Below are 19,516 nucleotides of genomic sequence, written 5' to 3'. Positions count from 1 at the left end.
ATCTGATGCGCCGTGATGTCATAGGGTAACGAGGGTGTATGCGCTGGCTCAGTAGTTTTGCCATAGTGTTGTATTTAAGCTTATTGTGTATGCCGCAAGCCTTTGCGGTGCACGATAAACGCTTATCGCCAATGGCAGAAACCCAACTACAAGCCATCAGCCCGTTACTGCACCAGGCGACGTTCAATACTGAACAAGACGCCGGTGAAGAACAACATCCTGCACTGCCCACCATTGCGCTGAAGCATAGCCTGCCGCTGTACCTGAATGGCTATAGTGGCGGCCGCACCTCAGTATGGCGCTATGTCCTGCTATCGCTGCAGGCCCGCGCACCACCGCTGGTCTCCTCACTCTAAGTTTTGCCGGGCAGCCTGTGCTGTTCACACTCATTATTTATTGTTAGCCGGTATGGCCTCTGCGTACCGGTATCTGAGGAAACACCATGAAAACATTAGCCTTATATGCTGTTGAAGCCATTGATCATTTAGTACAGCCGGACGATTTTGACGGCACCACCTTAAGCTCACCGGCACTAAGCGTAGTCACCGACTTTAAACACAGCCAACCGAATATGATCAGCAGCACCAGCTCAGCCCGCGATGCGCTGGAGATGATGCAGCAGGAGCAAGCCAAGCTTAAACTGGTGGTGGATCATGACGGCGAACTGGCCGGTTTAATTCATCTGGAGCAATTGTCAGACCAGGCCATTATGCGTCGCGTTGCCTTTGGCGACAGCCGCGATGACATTAAAGTGGCGGATTTAATGCGCCCGCGCGAGCGCATTAAAGCGCTGGCGTATCAGCAACTGCAACACTGCAGCATTGCCGACGTGGTCAATACCTTGCAATCCAGTGGCGAGCAGCACTGTGTGGTAATTGACCGCGAATCGCACCAGATCCGCGGCGTGATCAGCGCCCAGGACATAGCGCGCCGCTTAAAGGTGCAGTTGCATATTCAGCAAACGCCCACCTTTTTGCATATTTTCGACAGCCTGACTGCCTGAAGCCCGCACTATCCCGGCTGGCTGAAAAACAGCAGCCGGGATAAAAAGGTATAGTGAGCCTCCAGCGCCATTAAAGCGATTAGCACCAATATTGCCAGCGGCGGCATAAACAGCACCAACTTTAACGCCAGCCGCTCCCAGGCCACATGCATAAAAATACTCAGGATCAACGCGGCTTTCAGCGTCATAAACAGCAAAATTAAGCCCCAGCGCAAACCGCCCTGCAGTTGCAGATAATCCACCATGTACGAAAAAGCACTTAGCACAAACAACCAGCCCCATATTTTCAGATACAAGCTGATTGGATGCTGCTGATTTACGCTCTGTGACATAACTCACCTCACCATAAATAGAAAAAGGCGAAAATAAACACCCATACCAGGTCGACAAAGTGCCAGTACAAGCCGGTAATTTCGACGATGTCATAACCTTTTTGCTCGTAGTGGCCTTTGCGTACGCGGTTGGCAATAATCAACAGGTAGATCACCCCGGCACTGACATGCAGGCCGTGAAAACCGGTGATCATAAAAAACGCCGCGCCAAATTGGGCGGCGCCCATCGGATTGCCCCACGGCCTTACACCGTCGGCAATGAGCTTGCTCCATTCAAACGCCTGCATCGCGACAAACAATGCACCTAATATGGCGGTAACTACCATTAACCAAAATGTGGTTTTGCGGGCGCCGCGATAAGCATAATTTACCGCCATCGCCATAGTGCCGCTGCTGGTGATCAGTACAAAAGTCATAATGGCAATCAGCAGCAACGGAATATGCTGGCCGGCCACCGTTAAGGCAAACACCTCACTGGTGTTGGGCCAGGCTACCGTGGTCGACATCCGCACATTCATATAGCCGACCAGAAAAATACTGAAAATAAAGGTATCGCCCAGCAGGAAGATCCACATCATCAGCTTGCCCCACGGCATGCTGAATGCTTCTTTATCGGCGCTCCAATCACTGACCACCGACGGCCAACCGCCGGCAGTGTTACTGTTGTCGTTGCTGTCTGATGTCATGGTTCACCTCAAAAGCCACACAAGGCGGCAAGGGTGTTATAGGTGGCGGCAGAACTGGTTAACAGCGCAAACAACAATAACCACACTACAAACAGAAAATGCCAATAGGTGGTGCATAGCTGCAAACTACGACTGAACTGCAGCGGCGCACGGCGCTGCCACCATACTTTAGCCAGTGCCAGCAAACCCGCCAACAAGTGCACACCATGCACCGCAGTAAACAAATAAAAATAACTGTTGGCCGGGTTGGTACGCAGCGCATAGCCCTGCGCCAGTAATTGCTGCCACAGCTGCCATTGCCCGGCTAAAAACAGCAGCAACAACAACGTAGCCAACACCAGCCAGGGGCTGACCTTTTGCCGTAGCCGCTTGGATTGCCACAACGCCAGCTGCATCGCCAGGCTACTGAGCAACAGCCATAAGGTATTCCACCACAACTGTGCGGACTTGGTCAGCGGCTGCCACGGCTCCCCCGCCAGCGCCTGAAAATCCGGCAGTTGGGTGCGGCCTAAAAAAGTAATGGTAAACAGGAAAAACAGCACCGAACTTATCGCCAACATAAAGAGCAACGCCGTACGCTGTGGCCAGCGCTGCGTTGCGATTTGCAGCGCAGGGTCCATACCGGCTGGGTGCGCCAACCAGGGTTTTTCCCGCAGTTTGGTCATTACACTCATTGCTGTGACTCCCTGTATAACTGCTCATCGGTATACTGCAACTGCTCATTCGGCACGTTTTGCGGAATAAAGTCGGCTTCTACGCCGGGTACACTGTAATCATAGGCCCAGCGGTACACCACCGGCACCGTTTTACCCCAGTTGCCGTGACGCGGTGGCGTATGCTCAGTTTGCCATTCCAGCGTAGTAGCCTGCCACGGATTGCTACCGGCCGGCTTACCCTTACGTAAACTCCAAATCAGGTTGGCAATAAAAATCAGCTGCACCACGCCGACAATAATGGCTGATACGGTAATGCCGGCATTCAGCGATTGCGCCGACTCAGGAATAAAATCACTGCCGCCCATAGCAAAGTAACGCCGTGGTACGCCAAGAAAACCGAGGTAGTGCATCGGCAGATACACCGCATAGGTGCCAAGGAAGGTGGCCCAAAAGTGAAATTTTCCCCAGCCTTCGTGCAAAAAGCGACCGGTTACCTTGGGAAACCAGTGATAAATGGCAGCGAACAACACCATAATCGGCGACACGCCCATTACCATATGAAAGTGCGCCACGACAAAGTAGGTGTCGGACAGCGGCAGGTCCACCACCACATTACCCAGAAACAAGCCGGTTAAGCCGCCATGCACAAAGGTAAAAATAAAGCCGATAGCAAACAGCATAGGGGTGGTTAAATGTATATTGCCGCGCCACAGCGTCAGCACCCAGTTGTACACTTTCAGCGCCGTGGGCACCGCAATAATCAGTGTCGTGGTAGCAAAGAAGAAACCGAAGTATGGGTTCATCCCGCTGACATACATATGGTGCGCCCAGACAACAAAACTTAAGCCACCAATTGCCACTATGGCCCACACCATCATGCGATAACCAAAGATGTTTTTCCGTGCATGGGTTGCCAGCACATCTGACACCATACCAAAGGCCGGCAAGGCAACGATATACACCTCAGGGTGGCCGAAAAACCAAAACAAATGCTGAAATAAAATCGGGCTGCCGCCGCTGTAATCCAGTTGTTCACCCAGCGATAACAACGCCGGCATAAAAAAGCTGGTGCCGGCTACTTTATCCAACAGCATCATAATGGCGCTAACCAACAACGCCGGAAACGCCAGCAAGCCCAGAATAGTGGCGATAAAAATGCCCCAGATAGTCAGCGGCATCCGCATTAATGTCATGCCTCTGGTGCGGGCCTGCAAAATGGTCGTAACATAGTTAAGCCCGCCCATGGTAAAGGCGATGATAAAAATCGCCAGCGACACCAGCATTAACACTATGCCGCCATCGGCGCCGGGTGTACCGGGTAGAATGGCTTGCGGCGGGTACAGTGTCCAGCCGGCGCCGGTGGGGCCGCCCACCACAAAAAAGCTCGCCAACAGCACAATAACCGACAGCAGATAAGTCCAGTAGCTAAGCATATTCAGATAGGGAAACACCATATCGCGCGCGCCTATCATCAGGGGGATCAGGTAGTTACCAAAACCGCCGAGCAGCAATGCCGTTAACAGGTAAATCACCATGATCATGCCGTGCATAGTAACAAACTGCAGATAGGCCGCAGGGTCAATAAAAGAAAACTGGTCCGGAAAACCCAGTTGCAGGCGCATCAACGCCGATAACAGCAAGGCAACAAGGCCGACAAAAATGGCGGTTATGCCATATTGAATGGCAATCACCTTATGGTCCTGGCTCCAGATATACCTGGTAATAAAGCTGTGCGGGTGTTTAGAGTCGTCCGGCTGGTCGGTCACCGCAATATGGCTCATGGTGCGCTCCTTAACGTGGCAGCATCACTGCCGGCGGTATCAGACAAAGAGGAGATGTAAGCAATAATGGCGGCATAGTCTTGCTCTGAATGCAGCGACTGCGCCATCAGCTGCATTTGGGCACCGTAAAAATCTGCACTGTGGCTGCCACGCACGCCTTGTTTAAAGTAGTCCAGTTGCCGGCGTAAATAAGCAGCATCAAGCGCCGTTAACGCCGGAGCATTCATCGCATAAATGCCCTGCGCCCGGCTGCCGTGGCAATAGCCACAATTACGGTACAGGGCGCGGCCACGCTGCATATCGCCATCTGTGCGCTTTATTTTCGGTGGTGGCAGGCTGTCAATAAAGCTCAGCACATTAGCCTGTGTTTGCTCATCCTGCAGCATATTGGCCATCGCCACCATTTGCGCGCCATATAGATCAGCTGCATTGCTGCCACGAATTCCCTGTTGATAATGCTGCAACTGGCGTTTTAAATACCAGCGGCTCTGGCCGGCCAGCGCCGGGGCGTTAAGTTGGCTATTACCCTCACCTGCCGCGCCATGGCAAGCCGCGCATACCTGATACATTGCCCTGCCCTGGTCTGCATCACCGGCATAGCGGTTTTGGCTTTGCGCAAAGGTGGGTTGTGCCGCCAGCCATTGTTGGTATTCTGCCTCAGCCGTTACCCGTACTTTGCCGCGCATAGCAAAATGCGCTACGCCGCACAGCTCCTCGCACATAATATCGAAACGGCCTTCGCGGGTAGGAGTAAACCACAGGTAAGTCACCATGCCTGGCACCAGATCCATTTTTACCCGAAACTGCGGTACAGCAAAATTATGCAATACGTCTTTAGAGCGCAGCAGCAGCTTAACCGGCTTAGCAAGCGGCAATACCAGCTCGTTGCTTTGCACCAGAATATCGTCCTGGCCTGCCGGGTCGGCCGGGTTAATACCAAAGGGGTTCAGGTCGCTGATTAACCGCGGGTCAACTTCGCCCAGCTTGCCATCCTCTCCGGGCAAACGAAAGCTCCAGTGCCATTGCTGGCCAACCGCTTCCACTTCGGTGGCATCGGCCGGCACCTCAACAAACTGGCCCCAGACATAAAGCCCGGGTGCCAACATGGCAACAATACCCACAGTGGTAAACAGCGTAAGCCAGGCTTCGAGCTTTTTATTTTCCGGCTGATAATCGGCTTTGCGGTCTTTATTAAAGCGGTAGCGAAATACCGCAAGTGCCAAAAACAAATTAACGGCAACAAAGACAAAACCGGTAACCCAAAAAGTAATGTTGATGGTGGTGTCTATCGACTGCCAGTTTGAGGCTATCGGTGTAAACCACCAGGGGCTGATAAAATGAAAGACAACAGAGCCAAGCACCAGTAGCACAAGGACAATAATTATGGCCATACCCGGTGATCCTTAAGCTGAAAGTGAACGGGTACTGCTTAAGTTCAGTTTAGTAAACTGCCATGCCGGCTAAGGCATGGCTTTAACAAAGCGGCGGAAAAACTGTTGGCTGCGCACCACCCAGCCCGGCGTTGCCTCGCCGTCACCGGCACTTTGCAAACGCGGATGTTTACCCAGCACTTTTTTCATTACTACTTCCTGCTCAGGCTCAATGTCGATAAACAACACATGCTTGCCCTGATGCAGTAATTCCTGAAAGCGCTTAAAGTTCACATTAGGCTGCTGAATACCAATAAAGCCGCCTTCCCAGGTACAAAAGCCCAGTACCACTATGGCAAGAAAAATAAACGGGATCCAACCGGCTGCCGTGTTGGTCCAGCCCATAAAATAGGCCAGTGCCAAAACCAATATTGCCCCAACAGCACCGATAACGGCCCCCACTTCAGTGGCATGCACTACATCGCTTTTCAGCACAGGGGCAACTTCATGCAAATGGTGTAACTCTACTTCAGCATCGTTTTCACTTAACACATGTATTTGCGGTGTGGCTATACCTTGTGCTTCCAGCTCCTGTTCAATTGAAGCCAAATCGTCCAGGTCATCACTGATAAAATAACGTCTTAACATCACCCTATCCTCCGGTCAGAAACCAGCTGTTGTCGCGTGTGCGCCAAACTTGGGCGCGGGTCTCAGTGTTCAAGTATAGGCAGCAATTAACAAAACTGTACATTTTTCAACCCGGGCTTTGTTTTTATTCGGTTTCTCCTGCTGCCGTTATGCCGCTGAAAACCAGCTCTTTGCCGCTATTGGGTTTGCTCTGATGTCGGGTCCGGGGTAGTTTGATGCACAAATATTTATAAAGCGTTTATCCGGATGAATACTATGCGAACTTTTACCACTGCTATATTGGCCGCGCTGCTTAGCAGCCCGTTGCTACAGGCTGAAGAGCCGGTGAGCCGCAGCGCTGCACTTACCCAAAGCGCCGGCAGCGCCTATTTTGAAGCTGAAGATATTTTTGCGCTGGAATACGCCAGCGAGGTGCAAATTTCGCCCGATGGCAGCAAAATTGTCTATGTACGTGCCAGCAACGACATTATGACCGACAGCACCCGCACCAGCTTGTGGCTGCTGGACGTAAAATCCGGCCGTCAGCTGCCGTTGTTTGCCGACAAATTTAACTACAGCCAGCCGCGCTGGTCAGCAGACAGCCAACAACTGGCGTTTATCTCGGACCGCAGCGGTTCGCGGCAAATTCACCTGCATTATCTGGCGGAAAACAAAACCGCCCAGTTATCCAATTTACGCCAGAGCCCGTCTAACCTGACCTGGGCGCCAAACGGCAAGCAGTTGGCATTTACCATGAATGTCGATGCCAGCGAGGCTGACGTGAAACAGCGGGTTAAAAAGGTGAAAAAGCCGGCCGGCGCCAAATGGTCAGAGCCAGCGGTAGTACTGGATCGCGTGCGTTACCAGGCCGATGGCCAGGGCTTTTTAAAACCGCAATTCCGGCAAATTTTTGTGCTGCCGGTTATTGGTGGCACAGAGCGGCAACTCACCACCGGTGATTTTCACTACGGCAGTGATTTAAGCTTTACCCCGGATAGCCAGGCGCTGGTATTCTCCGCTAATTTGGACCCGGAATGGGAGTTTCAGCCACGCGACAGTAACCTGTACCGGCTGGACTTAGCCAGCGGCAGACTAAGCGCCTTAACTACCATGGCCGGCGATGAGTCAGCGCCGGTATTTTCACCCGATGGCAAACAGCTGGCATTTTTATGGCAAAGCAATGCGCTGGTGCCCTACAGCAACAGCAAGTTAAAAGTGCTTTCGCTTAGCAACAATACTGTCAGCGATATCGCAGCTGATTTTGACCGCAGTATTCAAAGCCCGAACTGGCTGAGCAACTCAAGCTTTGTAGTGCAGTACGATGACCGCGGCCAGCGCAAGCTTGGCACGCTGACCACTAAAGGCAAACTAACCGAACTGACCGCCAGCCTGGGTGGTGTGTCGCAACCGCAGCCATATTTAAGCGGCAGTTATTCAGTAGCAAACAATGGCGTTATTGCCTATACCCACGGCACCAGCCAACGCCCAAGTGATGTCGCTGTAGTGCAAAAAGGTAAAAGCACAGTACTTACGGCGTTGAACGAGGATTTACTCGGCCATAAAAAGCTGGCACAGGTGCATGAAATTACTTACAAATCGTCATTTGACGGCGAGGAAATTCAGGGCTGGTATATGACACCGCCGGATTTTGACCCGGCAAAAAAATACCCGCTGTTGCTGGAAATTCACGGTGGTCCGCATTTAGCCTATGGCCCGCAGTGGAGCGCCGAAATGCAGCGCTATGCCAAAGAAGGTTATGTAGTGTTTTATGATAACCATCGCGGCAGCTCTTCTTATGGCGAACGCTTTGCCATGTTACTGCACAATAAGTACAGCTCGCCGGAAGACTATGCCGACCATGACAGCGGCGTTAATGCGATGTTGGCACTGGGCTTTATCGATGAGAACAACCTGTTTATCGGCGGCGGCTCAGCCGGCGGTATTGCTACCGCTTATGCTATAGGCCTGACCAACCGCTACAAAGCAGCCGCAGTAGTAAAACCGATTATTAACTGGTTAAGTAAGGTGCTGACCGGCGACTCTTACACTTACCAAACCTTTCACCAGTTCCCGGGCGTACCGTGGGAAAATGTTGAACATTACTGGCAGCGCTCGCCGCTGAGTTTGGTTGGCAATGTGCAAACCCCAACTATTTTGATCACCGGTGAGCAAGACCGCCGCACGCCGATTTCCGAATCAGAGCAGTTTTATCAGGCGCTGAAACTGCGCCGTATTGATACGGCCATGGTACGCATTCCGGGTTCACCACACGGCATATCGAACCGCCCGGGCCGGATGATTGAAAAAGTAGAATATATGCTGGCCTGGTTTGAGAAATACCGCACGCCGTCAAACTAAGCGGCTACAGCCCGGTGGTGGCGACGGTTAAGCGGTAGCCGACACCGGGTTCAGTTTTCAAGAACGCCGGCGCCGCCGGGTTCGCCTCCAGTTTCTGTCGTAGCTGGGCCATATGCACCCGCACGTATTCCGGCCGCTCAGTGTAGGTTTTACCCCATACCTGGGTCAGGATCTGGTTATGCGTCAGTACTTTGTCGGCATGGCGCATCAATAACAGCAGAATGTCATATTCGGTTTTGGTCAGATGCACCGGCTGACCGCCGCGCTGCACCGTGCGGCTGACCGGATCCAGCTGTACCTCACCAAAGGCAAACACCTGCTGCGCGCTGGCGACTTTGCGCAAATTGGCACGAATGCGGGCCATCAGCTCGGCTGCACTAAACGGCTTGGTTACGTAGTCGTTGGCGCCGTTATCCAGCGCCTGCACTTTATCCTGCTCGCTGTGCCGGGCTGATATGACGATCACCGGGATCCCGCACCAGCTACGTAACTGTTGCAGCCACTCCTGACCGTCCATATCGCTCAGGCCCAAATCAAGCAAAATAAGCTCCGCCGGCTCAGTCACCAAACATTGTAAGGCCGGCAAACCGGCAGTAAAACTCAGCACTTTGTGCTGATGGCTTTTCAGCAAGGTGCTGAGAAAGCTTTGCATTGCCGGATCATCTTCTAACACCAGTATGGTTTCAGCCAACATTTTGCTCCGCGGTATCGGTTGTTGCCGGCCAACGCAGTTGCGCCAGCATGGTTTGATTATCGCTACTGTGCAGGCTGAACTGGCCGGCGTGTAACTGCATAACAGCTTTACAAATGGCGGTGCCAAGCCCGGTGCCGCTGTCGCGCTGCGCCCTGTTGTGGCTGGCAATAGCATTGCTGACACGCAAAAGGTAGTAGCCGTTGTCCTGATTAAAACTTACTGTGACCGGCGCAGCACCATGGCGCACGGCGTTTTCCAGCATATTGGCCAGCGCAATTTCCAGCAGGGTGCTGTCGGCCTGGCAGTGCGCACTGCTACTAAGCTGGATTTGTAATGGCTGCTTGCTGAGTAACTGGGCACGGCGACTGATAGCGGCCGATACCACATCGGCGACATCCAGTTCAGCACGGGCCAAAGTGTGCTGTGGCTGCTGCACCCGGCTTAGCTCCATTACCTTGTCAAAATGTTCGCTCAGCAAGCTGCTCTGGCGGTAGATATTAGCCGCCTGCTCGCGTATTTCGTCGCTGCTCAATGTCAGTTCACTGTCGGCCAGCATGCTGGATGCGCCCATAATGGTCGCCAGCGGGGTGCGTAAATCATGCGAAATAGAGCGTAACAGCATAGCGCGGCTGTGTTCCAGCTCAGCCCTGAATCTGGCCTGGCGGGTTTTACCGGCCAGTAACTGGCGCTGACGCATATGTTTTTTTGCCCGCGCCAGCTCAATCCGTAGCCGGCCGGATAAGCGGCCGATAAAACTGCCGAGCAACAGCATAACTATAAAGGTAATTAAATAGTCGATATGATGGATATACAGGGTGTAATAGGGCGTGACAAAAAACCAGTCGAGCGCCAACACACTGCTGATGGTAGTAATAATGGCCCAGCGCTGGCCGGCCTGCTGTGCTATCCAGGTTACCCACAGTAGTTGCAGCATGGCGACATCGGTAGTTGTCAGTAATGCTCTGGCCGGCAGCAACAGCAACGCTATAACTACCGGCACTGCCAGCGCCAGCAGCAACAGCTGCCACAAGGCAAAATGTCTGGCGTGGGTCAGTTTCATCGTTCAACGGCCTTAATAACGCCAGTACATTGGCGTAAACAGTAATAACATAGTCAGGATCTCCAACCGGCCCAGCAGCATACCCAGTGTCAGCCACCATTTTGCGCCATCAGGTAAGGAAGCAAAGTTGCCGGCCGGACCAATGACACCGCCCAGCCCCGGGCCAACATTACCCACCGCCGTAGCCGCGCCGGTTAACGCGGTCACAAAGTCCAGATTATACATGGATAACACCAGCGCCAATGCCGCTATAGTAGCAAAATAGACAAAGGCAAACGCCAACACTGCGCTGAGCAAGCTGTCATCAACTTTTTTATTGCCATATTTTTGCGTCCAGACCGCATTAGGGTGAATGAGCAGGTTCAGCTGTTTCAGCAGCATATAGCCGGATAATTGGGTGCGGAAAATTTTCAACCCGCCGGAGGTTGAGCCGGAGCAGCCACCACTGAAGGTCAGATAAAAAAACAGCACCACTGCCATGCTACCCCACAGGGTGTAATCCTCCGAGGCATAGCCACAGGTGGTGATCACCGACACTACATTAAACAAGCTGTGGGTTAGCGCCGAAAACCAATCGCGCCCGTCGTGTATCATCTGATAACCGGCCAGCAGCACGGCGGCTACCAATACCACAGCGATAAAGGCCTTCACCTGCGGGTCGCGCAGCAGCGCCCATTTATCGCCGCGGGCCATGCCAACAAACAGCACAAACGGCAGCGCTGCCAGCGCCATCCAGACACTGCTGAACCAGAGTAACCAGGGTTTATCGTTAAAATGACCAAAGGACGCATCGTAATTGGCAAAACCGCCAGTGGCAGCCGATGTCATGGCGTGGGTGATGGCATCAAACAGCGACATACCACCGGCATAATAGCTCACCGCTGCCGCCACGCTGATGCCCAAATACACCATTAAAATAGAGCCGGATAAACTGCTGCTGCGCGGCAATATTTTCTCTGAAATGTCCGAGCTTTCGGTTTTAAACAGCTTCATACCGCCGATTTTCAACGCCGGCAGTATCGCTATCGCCATGACAATAATACCAATGCCGCCAATCCACTGCAGTATCGCCCGCCACAACAGCACGGCCTTTGGCATCGTATCCAGGCCACTTAACACGGTAGAGCCGGTAGTGGTAATCGCCGACACGGTTTCAAACCAGGCATCGGTAACACTAAGGTCCGGCACACTAAGATAAAACGGCAAGGCAGCGAACAAACATACCGATAGCCAGCACAAGGTGGTGAGTAAAAACAAATAGCGTTTTTTTAGCTGCACAACACTGCCGGAGCGCAGCACCAACACACCGCCGGCACTGAGGGTTATGGCGCCAGCCAGCAGAAAGTTCCAGAACGCCCGGTCCTGCAGCGCAAAGCTTACTGCCATAGTGACAAACTGCGCCATGCTCAGGCTGATCAGCAGATAACCTATTACGCGGTAAAAGAAATGCTTGTTTTCCACTTCCGTATCGCCAAGCACAAAAGAATAACCAGACATCAGGACATACTGCGGCAAAGATTAATAACGCCAGCCTAACGCTATACCGCCTGCGCCGTTGTTAAGCTTTTCTAAAGATTTGGAGCGCCGGTATAAAGATTTTATAAAGATTAACGGCGACCGGCTGACTTAGCCGCGCTTTAGGTTTGTAATACCGGCCTTTGCCGCAAGGGTTAACTACAATGGCGCAATTTGCAGTATTTGGGCTCGGCCGGTTTGGCGCTGCCGCTTCAGCAGAACTGATACGGCTGGGACATCAGGTAATTGGGGTAGATAACAACGCGAAGTTTATCAACCGGCTGGCCGATCAGCTAAGCCATGCCGTGATAGCCGATGTCACCGATGAACAGGCCTTGCAGGAGCTTGATATTCAGCGCTGCGACGCGGTACTGGTGGCCATTGGTGAAGACCTGGAAGCCAGTATTTTATGCGTGTTGCATTTAAAAAATATGGGCATTGAGCAAATTTGGGTAAAAGCGACCTCTAAAGCCCACCATATGATTTTATCGCGCTTAGGAGTAAGCCGCATTATTCATCCGGAAGAAGAAATGGGCGTTAAAGTAGCCCAGGCGCTGAATTATCCGATGGTGAACCAATACCTGGCACTGGGCAACAACCAATACCTGGTTGAAATAGATATTACGCAGCGCCTGCAAGGCAGCACCGTTGCCGCTTTGCTGGCCGACGCTAATGCTTTTGTTAAAGCCGTGCTGGTAAAACGGCGCGATAAGCTGTTCTCGCCACTGGCAAGCGACTTTGTGCTGGAGCATCATGACAGCCTGGTGTTAGCCGGCTCGCTCGATATCCTCAAGTCACTGGCACCGAAGCTGACAACATGAAGAACTGGTTACCCCAGCGCCTGCCCTATGTCCGGGCGGTGCCCTTAACGCGCGCCACTGTCAGCCTGAGCCCGCCGGCCGTGCTCACCCTCGGCTTTATCGTGCTTATTGTTGTTGGCGCTGCATTGTTGCTGCTGCCTGTTGCCACTACAGCCCCTATCAGTGTGCTGCAGGCACTGTTTACCGCCACATCGGCAGTGACCGTTACCGGCCTGGTGGTGGTAGATACCGGCACCCAGTTCAGTCTGTTTGGCCAATTGGTTATTGCGCTGTTAATCCAGGCCGGCGGCCTCGGTTTTATGACCTTTGCCGTGGTAGCTGCCATTAGCCTGGGTGCCAAAATTGGCCTGACCCAACAAAAAATTGCTCAGGAGGCGATGAATCAAACCAGCCTGGCGCAAGTGGCACAAACCGCCAAAGCCGTGTTGCTGTACTCGCTGTTAATCGAATTGGTTGGCATCACGCTGCTGACACTGGTCTGGTGGGGTGAACTGGGCTTTAGCCGCGCGCTGTATCACGGCTTTTTTTATACTATCTCTGCTTTTAACAACGCCGGTTTCGCGCTTAGCAGTGCCAGCCTGATGCCGTATGCCAGCGATATAGCGGTAAACCTGATCATCACAGGCTTGTTTATTATCGGTGGTATTGGATTTACCGTGATGATTGATATTAACAAGCAGCGACGTTGGCGCTTACTCAGCACCAACACCCGCATAGTGCTGTTGGCCACAGTTATTATAAACCTGCTGGCTTTTTGCCTGATCTGGCTGCTGGAAGCCAATAACCCGGCCACCCTGGCTAACCTGCCGTTGAAAGATCAGGCCTTAGCCGCGTGGTTTCAGGCCGTTACACCGCGCACGGCCGGCTTTAATACCCTGGATTACAGCCAGATGACCGACGCCAGCAATGTGTTGACCCTGCTGCTGATGTTTATCGGCGGCGGTTCACTGAGCACCGCCAGCGGCATAAAGGTTGGCACCTTTGTCGTGCTTATTATGGCCACCTATACGTTTTTACGCCGCCGTGACGAGGTAAGCTTATTAAAACGCAACGTGCCGGCCGCTCAGGTACTAAAAGCCCTGGCGCTGGCTCTGGTATCAATGTCACTGGTTTTTATCAGTATTTTTATCTTAACCGCGCTGGAGAACGCGCCCTTTCTCGATATAGCCTTTGAAGCCGTATCAGCGCTCAGTACTGTGGGTTTATCGCGGGGTTTAACTGCTAACCTCAGCAGCAGCGGCCAGCTGGTGATCATCTTTTTGATGATCGCCGGCCGGCTGGGCCCGCTAACGCTGGCGTATTTTCTCGCCACGCCCAGACGGCGCAAAATCCGCTATGCCGACACCAAAATTCAGGTCGGTTAAGCAGCTGAGCTAACGGTTAAAGTAACGGCTAAAGTAACGATCCATTATAGCCAGCGTATCGCGGACAATACCGATACGCTGCGCTATAGCGGCGCTGTGCGGCCGGATACCAATTTTGGCCCCTAACACTAATAATGTGTCCGGGGAGTCGCACGCCGCCAGGCAGTTATGCATCGCCTGCTCTGTCATCCAGCTACCGGGCTCTCCATGCTGCACCAATGCGCTTTGCTGTGGTGGTTGATGGCTGTCGCGCCAGGCGCCGTATTCGCTATCCTGATCCGACACGCCGGAAAACATCAGCCCGCTTAACACCCCGGCGGCCTGCGCTGCCTGAATATGCTCAACAGCCCCCTCAACACGGCGGGTTTCAAATACCGAGCGGCCCCAGTTAATCACCATGCCTAATTGCTGCTCTGCCCTTAGCTGCGTATTTAGCTGTGTTAGCACCTCAAGCTCATCGCCAAGCGCCAGAAAGCCTTTTGATGGTGTGTGGCTATCAACATAAGCATCACAGTGCTCAATCACAATGCGGGCACCGTGCCAGTCCCACTGCAGCATGGTTTCAAGCGAAGCTTGAAGGGCGGCTTTAGATGATGCCGCTTTATGCCGCGCCGGCGCGGTTTGAATTTGAATCGCGGTGACTGCCGCCCGGCCCAGATGGGTATTTAATTTGCCAATGGCGGCACAGGCCTGCTGCATAAAATCCACTGCAGCCTGGCGCCCGGCCTCATCATCCGAAGCAAGACCAAACACCGGGTTTTGCCCCAGTGCATTCATAATGCCGGGAATACAGGTAAATACATAATCCCAGTCCGGCTGAATATTCGCTAAAAACCAGTTGTCATCGTGCTGGTGCAAAGCCCCCCAAAACGGGTGCTCCAGGCCTTTTATATCCGGCAGCGCTTTTAATTCGTTATAAAACGCGGTTTCAAGCTCCGGCTCCCAACCGATGTGATTGGGTGAAGCGGCATAAGCGCCAAGGTAATATTTCATAGCTGTCTCAACAGGCTGTTGTTATCAGAATTAATCATCAGGGCTGTTTAGGGTAAACACCAGGTGTTTACGCATATCTTTCAGCACTATACCTTTTTTCAGCAATAAGCCGCTTAAGCGCTTTTGCCACACCAGCAACTGGCCCTGCGCCGCATCTAACATAGCTTGCTCAGTAAACTGCAACCGCACCAGCAGCGATACCGGAAAGGCTTCATACTCCAGGCTAAACCAGCACTGCAGCGTGCCAGGCACTTCCACCAACGCTTGTTGCTCCAACGTGGTCACCGCATCTAACACAGCGGCCTGTTGTTTAAGTTGTACTTTGGAGAGTTTTTTCATAATACCAGTTACCTTAACAATACTGCCCCGCCACCCAGCCACTGGCCCAAGCCCACTGGAAATTATAGCCGCCTAACCAACCGGTAACGTCGACTACTTCGCCGATAAAATACAAGCCGGGTTGTTGTTTGGTTTCCATGGTTTTCGAGGATAAATAATCGGTATCGACACCGCCGATGGTCACCTCTGCGGTGCGATAGCCTTCGGTGCCATTGGGTTTAAATACATAGCCGTGCAGGCTATCAGCGATGTGTTTAATGCTTTTCGGGTTTAGTGCTTTTAGCGGCTGGTTAGTGAAGATATTTAACTCGAACAGTTTTTCTACCAGCCGTTTCGGTAGCAGCTTACCCAGCGCGGTTTTTACTTCCTGCTCCGGGTGAGCTTGCTGTTGCGCGGCTAAAAACTCTGCCACATCGGTTTGCGGCGCCATATTTACCGTTACCTCATCGCCCGGTTGCCAGTAGCTGGAAATCTGCAATATGGCCGGCCCGCTTAAACCGCGATGGGTAAACAGCATATCTTCCGGGAATACAGTGCCGTTGGCCTCTGCCGTTACCGGCAAGGACACACCGCTGATTTCCTCAAACACCGCTTTATCAGCCGGTTGCCAGGTCAGTGGTACAAGGGCAGCGCGCAGTGGCAGCACTTTTAAGCCAAACTGTTCGGCCAGCTGAAAGCCAAAAGCTGTAGCGCCCAAGTTCGGCAGGCTTAAACCACCGCTGGCGACGACAACGCTGTGGCACTGCCGGCTAAGCTCTGCTGTGGTAACGGTATAGTGGCCATCGGCAAAGCTGACGCCGGTAATGCTTTGCTGCAGCGCAATTTGCACATTGGCGGCTTTAGCCTCGCTTAGCAGCATATCGACAATATCTTTGGCGGAATCATCACAAAACAGCTGACCGAGGGTTTTCTCGTGATAGGCAATAGCATGCTTTTGCACCAGAGCGATAAAATCCCACTGCGTATAGCGGCTTAACGCCGATTTACAAAAGTGTTTGTTTTGGGACAGGAAATTCTCCGGCGCAGCATACATATTGGTGAAATTGCAGCGGCCACCACCGGACATCAGAATTTTACGGCCAACGCGTTTACCGTTATCCAGCACCAGTACCTTGCGGCCACGCTTACCGGCTTCTATCGCGCACATTAAGCCTGCGGCGCCGGCACCTATTACTATTACATCCCACTGCTGCATAACGCCTGTTTACCTGTCTGACGCAAAAGCAGCTATTGTCGGCGACTCTGCCGGCGGATGCAATCTATGCCTGCGCCCATAGCAAAAATGCGTATAAATTATGCTTTTTTGATATATAGCGCTAAGCCTGGCAAATTACAGATCCGGCTGCAACCGTTAGCTGTGCTCAGTTGGCTTTTCCTACCCTGTTTGAAAAAAGACCTTTTTTCCCGACAACATTTTTGCCCGCCACCACTTGTAACAATTGTCACCATTTCGCCGATTTACACTTAATTACACTTTGGTTAAAACGAAGGCAGATGTTATTGCAGGGTTGCAATAAGTTGTCATCTTTCGGGGAACATATAACAATAAATAAGCAGAGAAACAGATGAAAAAACCTGAGTTCACACTTACCAAGCTGGCGTTACTGTGCCTGCCGGCGACCTTGCTGGTGGCAACTGGCGCTGCAGCACAAAGCCAATCACACAACAGTATCGACCAGGCCAGTCACTATGCCAGCCCGCTGGCGGCAACACTGAAACCCAGCCAGGGCGCAGCTGATGGCCGTAAACGCTATATCATCAAATACAAACAGCAGCAGTTGGATGCAGCCAGCCCGGGCCTGTTTAATATTAATGCCGCAGAGCGCCGGCGTTATAACCTGGAACGGCGCCAGCAGCGCATTGAACGCCATGGTGCGAGGGTTAAACAATTGCTGGCGGCGCAGTCTGCATTGGCTGCCGAGCTGAATGCAGCTGAGTTGGCCGAACTGCAAAACGACAGCGACGTAGAGCTGATAGAAGAAGATTACAAACGCTACCCGATGGCGCAGCAAGTGCCCTTCGGCTACACCATGGTGCAGGCAGATCAGGTCAGCGACCAGTTTGCCTCTAATCAAAAAGTGTGTGTTATCGATTCAGGGCTGGACTTACCGCATGAAGACTTTTTGAGCGGCAACATTACCGGCACCAATAATGCCGGTACCGGTAACTGGTATCAGGCCGGCGGCCCGCACGGCACCCATGTCGCCGGTACCATAGCCGCACTGAACAACACTACCGGCATGCTGGGCGTGCTGCCAAACGGCAATATCAAATTGCATATTATTAAAGTGTTTAATGAAGATGGCTGGGGCTACAGCTCAACGCTGGCCAACGCGGTAAATACCTGTGTCAGCAATGGTTCTACAGTAATTAATATGAGTTTGGGCGGCGCCGGCTCCAGCACCACAGAATCTAACGCTATGCAGGCCGCTTTTGATCAGGGTGTATTACTGATTGCCGCTGCCGGTAACGACGGCAATACCGCCATGTCTTATCCGGCCTCTTACAATTCAGTGGTTTCAGTTGCCGCTATTGATAAAAACAAGCAACTGGCTGATTTTTCCCAGCGCAACAGCCAGGTTGAGCTGTCAGGCCCGGGCGTAGATATCCGCTCGACCTATCCTGAAGGTACTGGCCTGGAAGCCACGTTAAGCGTGGGTAGCACCAGCTATGACAGCAGCCCGATGACCAACTCGACGGATGGCAGCGCCAACGCCGCCTTAGCCAACTGCGGCCTGGGTGAAACGACCTGCAGCAGCGTGGCGAATAAAATTTGTCTGATTGAGCGCGGTAATGTCAGCTTTGCGCAAAAAGTGCAGTCTTGTGAAGACGGCGGCGGTTTAGCCGCTATTATCTACAACAATGCTGCCGGTGATTTTGGCGGTACTTTAGGCGATAACCCGGGCACAAGCATTCCGGCGCTGGCGGTAACCCAGGCCGTTGGCCAGGCATTAATGAGCCGGCTGGGCCAAACCGCCAGCCTTAACGCAGGCGCCAGCAACTATGGCTTAATGAGTGGTACATCGATGGCATCGCCACATGTAGCCGGTGTCGCCGCCCTGCTGTGGAGCCACTACCCGCAATGCAGCAATGCACAAATCCGTAACGTACTGGCGGTCACCGCTGAAGATTTAGGCACTGCCGGCCGTGATAACTCCTACGGCTACGGTTTAGTGCGCACTAAAACCGCCTTTGACTACATAGCACAAAACGGTTGTGACGGCAGCGGTAACGGCGGCGAAGAGCCACCACCGCCGGCAGATAATGCGCTGGAAAAAGGCGTAGCAAGCACCGGTCTGTCTGGTGCAACGGGCAGCAATACCTTTTACACCTTTACCGTGCCTGCCGGCGCTACCGGGCTGACATTTAACCTGTCCGGCGGCTCGGGTGATGCTGATATGTATGTTAAATTTGGCAGCGCGCCCACCAGCTCGAATTATGATTGCCGGCCTTACCAGGGTGGCAACAACGAAAGCTGCAGCTTTGCTACGGCTCAAGCCGGTACCTATCATGTGATGCTTAACGGCTACAGCGCTTACTCCGGCGTGTCCTTGCTGGCAGATTACACTGCAGCCTCCGGTGGCGGTGGTGCCGAAGGCGCAACCCTGACAGAGTCAAATATCAGTATTGCCCGCCGCGCCTGGCAGCACTACACCGTTACGGTACCGGCCGGTATGAGCAATCTTACTGTAACTACCAGCGGTGGCAGCGGTGATGCCGATCTGTACGTTAAGCGTGGCAGCCAACCAACTACCACCAGCTATGACTGCCGGCCGTATAAATCCGGCAATGCCGAAAGCTGTAGCTTTGCCAACCCGCAAGCTGCAACCTGGTATATTTCGATATATGGTTACAGCGCAGTAAGCGGTTTAACCCTGACGACCAGCTATCAGCCATAACCCGCTGACAAACAACCC

At 52.9% G+C, this 19,516-nt stretch carries 18 protein-coding genes; 6 read left to right on the top strand and 12 right to left on the bottom strand.

The window, feature by feature from the left end:
• Positions 1-38 precede the first annotated feature (38 nt).
• Both ACTZWV_RS03220 and ACTZWV_RS03215 read left to right on the top strand, forming a co-directional pair.
• Positions 39-356 carry a hypothetical protein gene (locus ACTZWV_RS03220; protein ID WP_444785152.1) on the top strand — a complete coding sequence of 106 codons (318 nt, stop codon included), beginning with the start codon at positions 39-41 and terminating at the stop codon, positions 354-356.
• Between the two features lie 86 nt (positions 357-442).
• Positions 443-1,003 (top strand): CBS domain-containing protein, encoded by a 561-nt coding sequence (locus tag ACTZWV_RS03215; RefSeq protein WP_444785151.1) that lies wholly within the window; start codon positions 443-445, stop codon positions 1,001-1,003.
• An 8-nt stretch (positions 1,004-1,011) separates the two neighbouring features.
• On the opposite strand, the gene ACTZWV_RS03210 is transcribed toward ACTZWV_RS03215, so the two are convergent.
• The 6 genes from ACTZWV_RS03210 to ACTZWV_RS03185 form a co-directional block, all read right to left on the bottom strand.
• Positions 1,012-1,335: a cytochrome C oxidase subunit IV family protein gene (locus tag ACTZWV_RS03210; protein WP_444785150.1), complete on the bottom strand. Its 324-nt coding sequence runs from the start codon at positions 1,333-1,335 to the stop codon at positions 1,012-1,014.
• Between the two features lie 8 nt (positions 1,336-1,343).
• Entirely contained in the window at positions 1,344-2,021 is a 678-nt protein-coding gene (locus tag ACTZWV_RS03205) for a cytochrome c oxidase subunit 3 (protein WP_444785149.1), read from the bottom strand.
• A gap of 8 nt (positions 2,022-2,029) precedes the next feature.
• Positions 2,030-2,695 carry a cytochrome c oxidase subunit 3 gene (locus tag ACTZWV_RS03200; RefSeq protein ID WP_444785148.1) on the bottom strand — a complete coding sequence of 222 codons (666 nt, stop codon included), beginning with the start codon at positions 2,693-2,695 and terminating at the stop codon, positions 2,030-2,032.
• Positions 2,692-4,458, bottom strand: a complete 1,767-nt coding sequence (locus ACTZWV_RS03195; RefSeq protein WP_444785147.1) for a cytochrome c oxidase subunit I — start codon at positions 4,456-4,458, stop codon at positions 2,692-2,694. The genes ACTZWV_RS03200 and ACTZWV_RS03195 overlap by 4 nt, the downstream gene beginning before the upstream one ends.
• Positions 4,455-5,849, bottom strand: a complete 1,395-nt coding sequence (locus tag ACTZWV_RS03190; RefSeq protein WP_444785146.1) for a c-type cytochrome — start codon at positions 5,847-5,849, stop codon at positions 4,455-4,457. The genes ACTZWV_RS03195 and ACTZWV_RS03190 overlap by 4 nt, the downstream gene beginning before the upstream one ends.
• Positions 5,850-5,918: 69 nt before the next feature.
• Positions 5,919-6,476 carry an NAD/FAD-utilizing enzyme gene (locus ACTZWV_RS03185; RefSeq protein WP_444785145.1) on the bottom strand — a complete coding sequence of 186 codons (558 nt, stop codon included), beginning with the start codon at positions 6,474-6,476 and terminating at the stop codon, positions 5,919-5,921.
• Positions 6,477-6,731: 255 nt separating this feature from the next.
• Between ACTZWV_RS03185 and ACTZWV_RS03180 the strand changes: the two genes are divergently transcribed.
• Positions 6,732-8,813, top strand: coding sequence for a prolyl oligopeptidase family serine peptidase (locus ACTZWV_RS03180; RefSeq protein ID WP_444785144.1), 2,082 nt, complete (start codon positions 6,732-6,734; stop codon positions 8,811-8,813).
• A 4-nt stretch (positions 8,814-8,817) separates the two neighbouring features.
• Here ACTZWV_RS03180 and ACTZWV_RS03175 read toward each other — a convergent pair whose 3' ends face one another.
• From ACTZWV_RS03175 to ACTZWV_RS03165, 3 genes are read right to left on the bottom strand one after another with little or no spacing between them, the layout of a single operon-like run.
• Positions 8,818-9,507 carry a response regulator transcription factor gene (locus tag ACTZWV_RS03175; protein WP_444785143.1) on the bottom strand — a complete coding sequence of 230 codons (690 nt, stop codon included), beginning with the start codon at positions 9,505-9,507 and terminating at the stop codon, positions 8,818-8,820.
• Positions 9,497-10,567 carry a sensor histidine kinase gene (locus ACTZWV_RS03170; protein ID WP_444785142.1) on the bottom strand — a complete coding sequence of 357 codons (1,071 nt, stop codon included), beginning with the start codon at positions 10,565-10,567 and terminating at the stop codon, positions 9,497-9,499. Before ACTZWV_RS03170 ends, ACTZWV_RS03175 begins: the two co-directional genes overlap by 11 nt.
• 12 nt (positions 10,568-10,579) lie before the next feature.
• The gene (locus tag ACTZWV_RS03165) at positions 10,580-12,064 is read right to left on the bottom strand and encodes a TrkH family potassium uptake protein (protein ID WP_444785141.1); all 1,485 of its coding nucleotides are present in this window, start codon (positions 12,062-12,064) and stop codon (positions 10,580-10,582) included.
• A 182-nt stretch (positions 12,065-12,246) separates the two neighbouring features.
• Here ACTZWV_RS03165 and ACTZWV_RS03160 point away from each other — a divergent pair, with 182 nt between their 5' ends.
• Positions 12,247-12,903, top strand: a complete 657-nt coding sequence (locus ACTZWV_RS03160; RefSeq protein WP_444785140.1) for a potassium channel family protein — start codon at positions 12,247-12,249, stop codon at positions 12,901-12,903.
• On the top strand, positions 12,900-14,267 hold the full coding sequence (locus tag ACTZWV_RS03155) for a TrkH family potassium uptake protein (RefSeq protein ID WP_444785139.1): 1,368 nt from the start codon (positions 12,900-12,902) through the stop codon (positions 14,265-14,267). The genes ACTZWV_RS03160 and ACTZWV_RS03155 overlap by 4 nt, the downstream gene beginning before the upstream one ends.
• Positions 14,268-14,276: 9 nt before the next feature.
• On the opposite strand, the gene ACTZWV_RS03150 is transcribed toward ACTZWV_RS03155, so the two are convergent.
• Genes ACTZWV_RS03150 through ACTZWV_RS03140 form a run of 3 tightly spaced genes read right to left on the bottom strand, consistent with a single transcriptional unit; the run spans position 14,277 to position 16,794 of the window.
• A complete protein-coding gene (locus ACTZWV_RS03150) occupies positions 14,277-15,260 on the bottom strand; it encodes a DUF4862 family protein (RefSeq protein ID WP_444785138.1) in 984 nt (327 codons plus the stop codon).
• A gap of 30 nt (positions 15,261-15,290) precedes the next feature.
• Positions 15,291-15,599, bottom strand: coding sequence for a hypothetical protein (locus ACTZWV_RS03145; protein ID WP_444785137.1), 309 nt, complete (start codon positions 15,597-15,599; stop codon positions 15,291-15,293).
• A 13-nt stretch (positions 15,600-15,612) separates the two neighbouring features.
• Complete coding sequence (locus ACTZWV_RS03140) at positions 15,613-16,794, bottom strand: NAD(P)/FAD-dependent oxidoreductase (protein WP_444785136.1); 1,182 nt, start codon at positions 16,792-16,794, stop codon at positions 15,613-15,615.
• A 370-nt stretch (positions 16,795-17,164) separates the two neighbouring features.
• On the opposite strand from ACTZWV_RS03140, the gene ACTZWV_RS03135 reads away from it, so the two are divergent.
• Positions 17,165-19,498 carry a S8 family serine peptidase gene (locus ACTZWV_RS03135; RefSeq protein ID WP_444785135.1) on the top strand — a complete coding sequence of 778 codons (2,334 nt, stop codon included), beginning with the start codon at positions 17,165-17,167 and terminating at the stop codon, positions 19,496-19,498.
• The last annotated feature ends 18 nt before the right edge of the window (positions 19,499-19,516 follow it).

Origin of the sequence: Rheinheimera sp. NSM (genome assembly GCF_052380015.1) — a bacterium.
In the GTDB taxonomy this organism is placed as follows: Bacteria; Pseudomonadota; Gammaproteobacteria; order Enterobacterales; family Alteromonadaceae; genus Alishewanella.
This window is presented reverse-complemented; position numbering and strand designations above follow the sequence as displayed.

Bases quoted from the DNA above. Each gene is read 5' to 3' on its own strand.
- ACTZWV_RS03205 (WP_444785149.1), bottom strand. From the start codon at position 2,021: ATGACATCAGACAGCAACGACAACAGTAACACTGCCGGCGGTTGGCCG.
- ACTZWV_RS03145 (WP_444785137.1), bottom strand. From the start codon at position 15,599: ATGAAAAAACTCTCCAAAGTACAACTTAAACAACAGGCCGCTGTGTTA.
- ACTZWV_RS03210 (WP_444785150.1), bottom strand. From the start codon at position 1,335: ATGTCACAGAGCGTAAATCAGCAGCATCCAATCAGCTTGTATCTGAAA.
- ACTZWV_RS03135 (WP_444785135.1), top strand. From the start codon at position 17,165: ATGAAAAAACCTGAGTTCACACTTACCAAGCTGGCGTTACTGTGCCTG.
- ACTZWV_RS03140 (WP_444785136.1), bottom strand. From the start codon at position 16,794: ATGCAGCAGTGGGATGTAATAGTAATAGGTGCCGGCGCCGCAGGCTTA.
- ACTZWV_RS03150 (WP_444785138.1), bottom strand. From the start codon at position 15,260: ATGAAATATTACCTTGGCGCTTATGCCGCTTCACCCAATCACATCGGT.
- ACTZWV_RS03185 (WP_444785145.1), bottom strand. From the start codon at position 6,476: ATGTTAAGACGTTATTTTATCAGTGATGACCTGGACGATTTGGCTTCA.
- ACTZWV_RS03155 (WP_444785139.1), top strand. From the start codon at position 12,900: ATGAAGAACTGGTTACCCCAGCGCCTGCCCTATGTCCGGGCGGTGCCC.
- ACTZWV_RS03180 (WP_444785144.1), top strand. From the start codon at position 6,732: ATGCGAACTTTTACCACTGCTATATTGGCCGCGCTGCTTAGCAGCCCG.
- ACTZWV_RS03165 (WP_444785141.1), bottom strand. From the start codon at position 12,064: ATGTCTGGTTATTCTTTTGTGCTTGGCGATACGGAAGTGGAAAACAAG.
- ACTZWV_RS03220 (WP_444785152.1), top strand. From the start codon at position 39: ATGCGCTGGCTCAGTAGTTTTGCCATAGTGTTGTATTTAAGCTTATTG.
- ACTZWV_RS03200 (WP_444785148.1), bottom strand. From the start codon at position 2,695: ATGAGTGTAATGACCAAACTGCGGGAAAAACCCTGGTTGGCGCACCCA.
- ACTZWV_RS03175 (WP_444785143.1), bottom strand. From the start codon at position 9,507: ATGTTGGCTGAAACCATACTGGTGTTAGAAGATGATCCGGCAATGCAA.
- ACTZWV_RS03170 (WP_444785142.1), bottom strand. From the start codon at position 10,567: ATGAAACTGACCCACGCCAGACATTTTGCCTTGTGGCAGCTGTTGCTG.
- ACTZWV_RS03215 (WP_444785151.1), top strand. From the start codon at position 443: ATGAAAACATTAGCCTTATATGCTGTTGAAGCCATTGATCATTTAGTA.
- ACTZWV_RS03190 (WP_444785146.1), bottom strand. From the start codon at position 5,849: ATGGCCATAATTATTGTCCTTGTGCTACTGGTGCTTGGCTCTGTTGTC.
- ACTZWV_RS03160 (WP_444785140.1), top strand. From the start codon at position 12,247: ATGGCGCAATTTGCAGTATTTGGGCTCGGCCGGTTTGGCGCTGCCGCT.
- ACTZWV_RS03195 (WP_444785147.1), bottom strand. From the start codon at position 4,458: ATGAGCCATATTGCGGTGACCGACCAGCCGGACGACTCTAAACACCCG.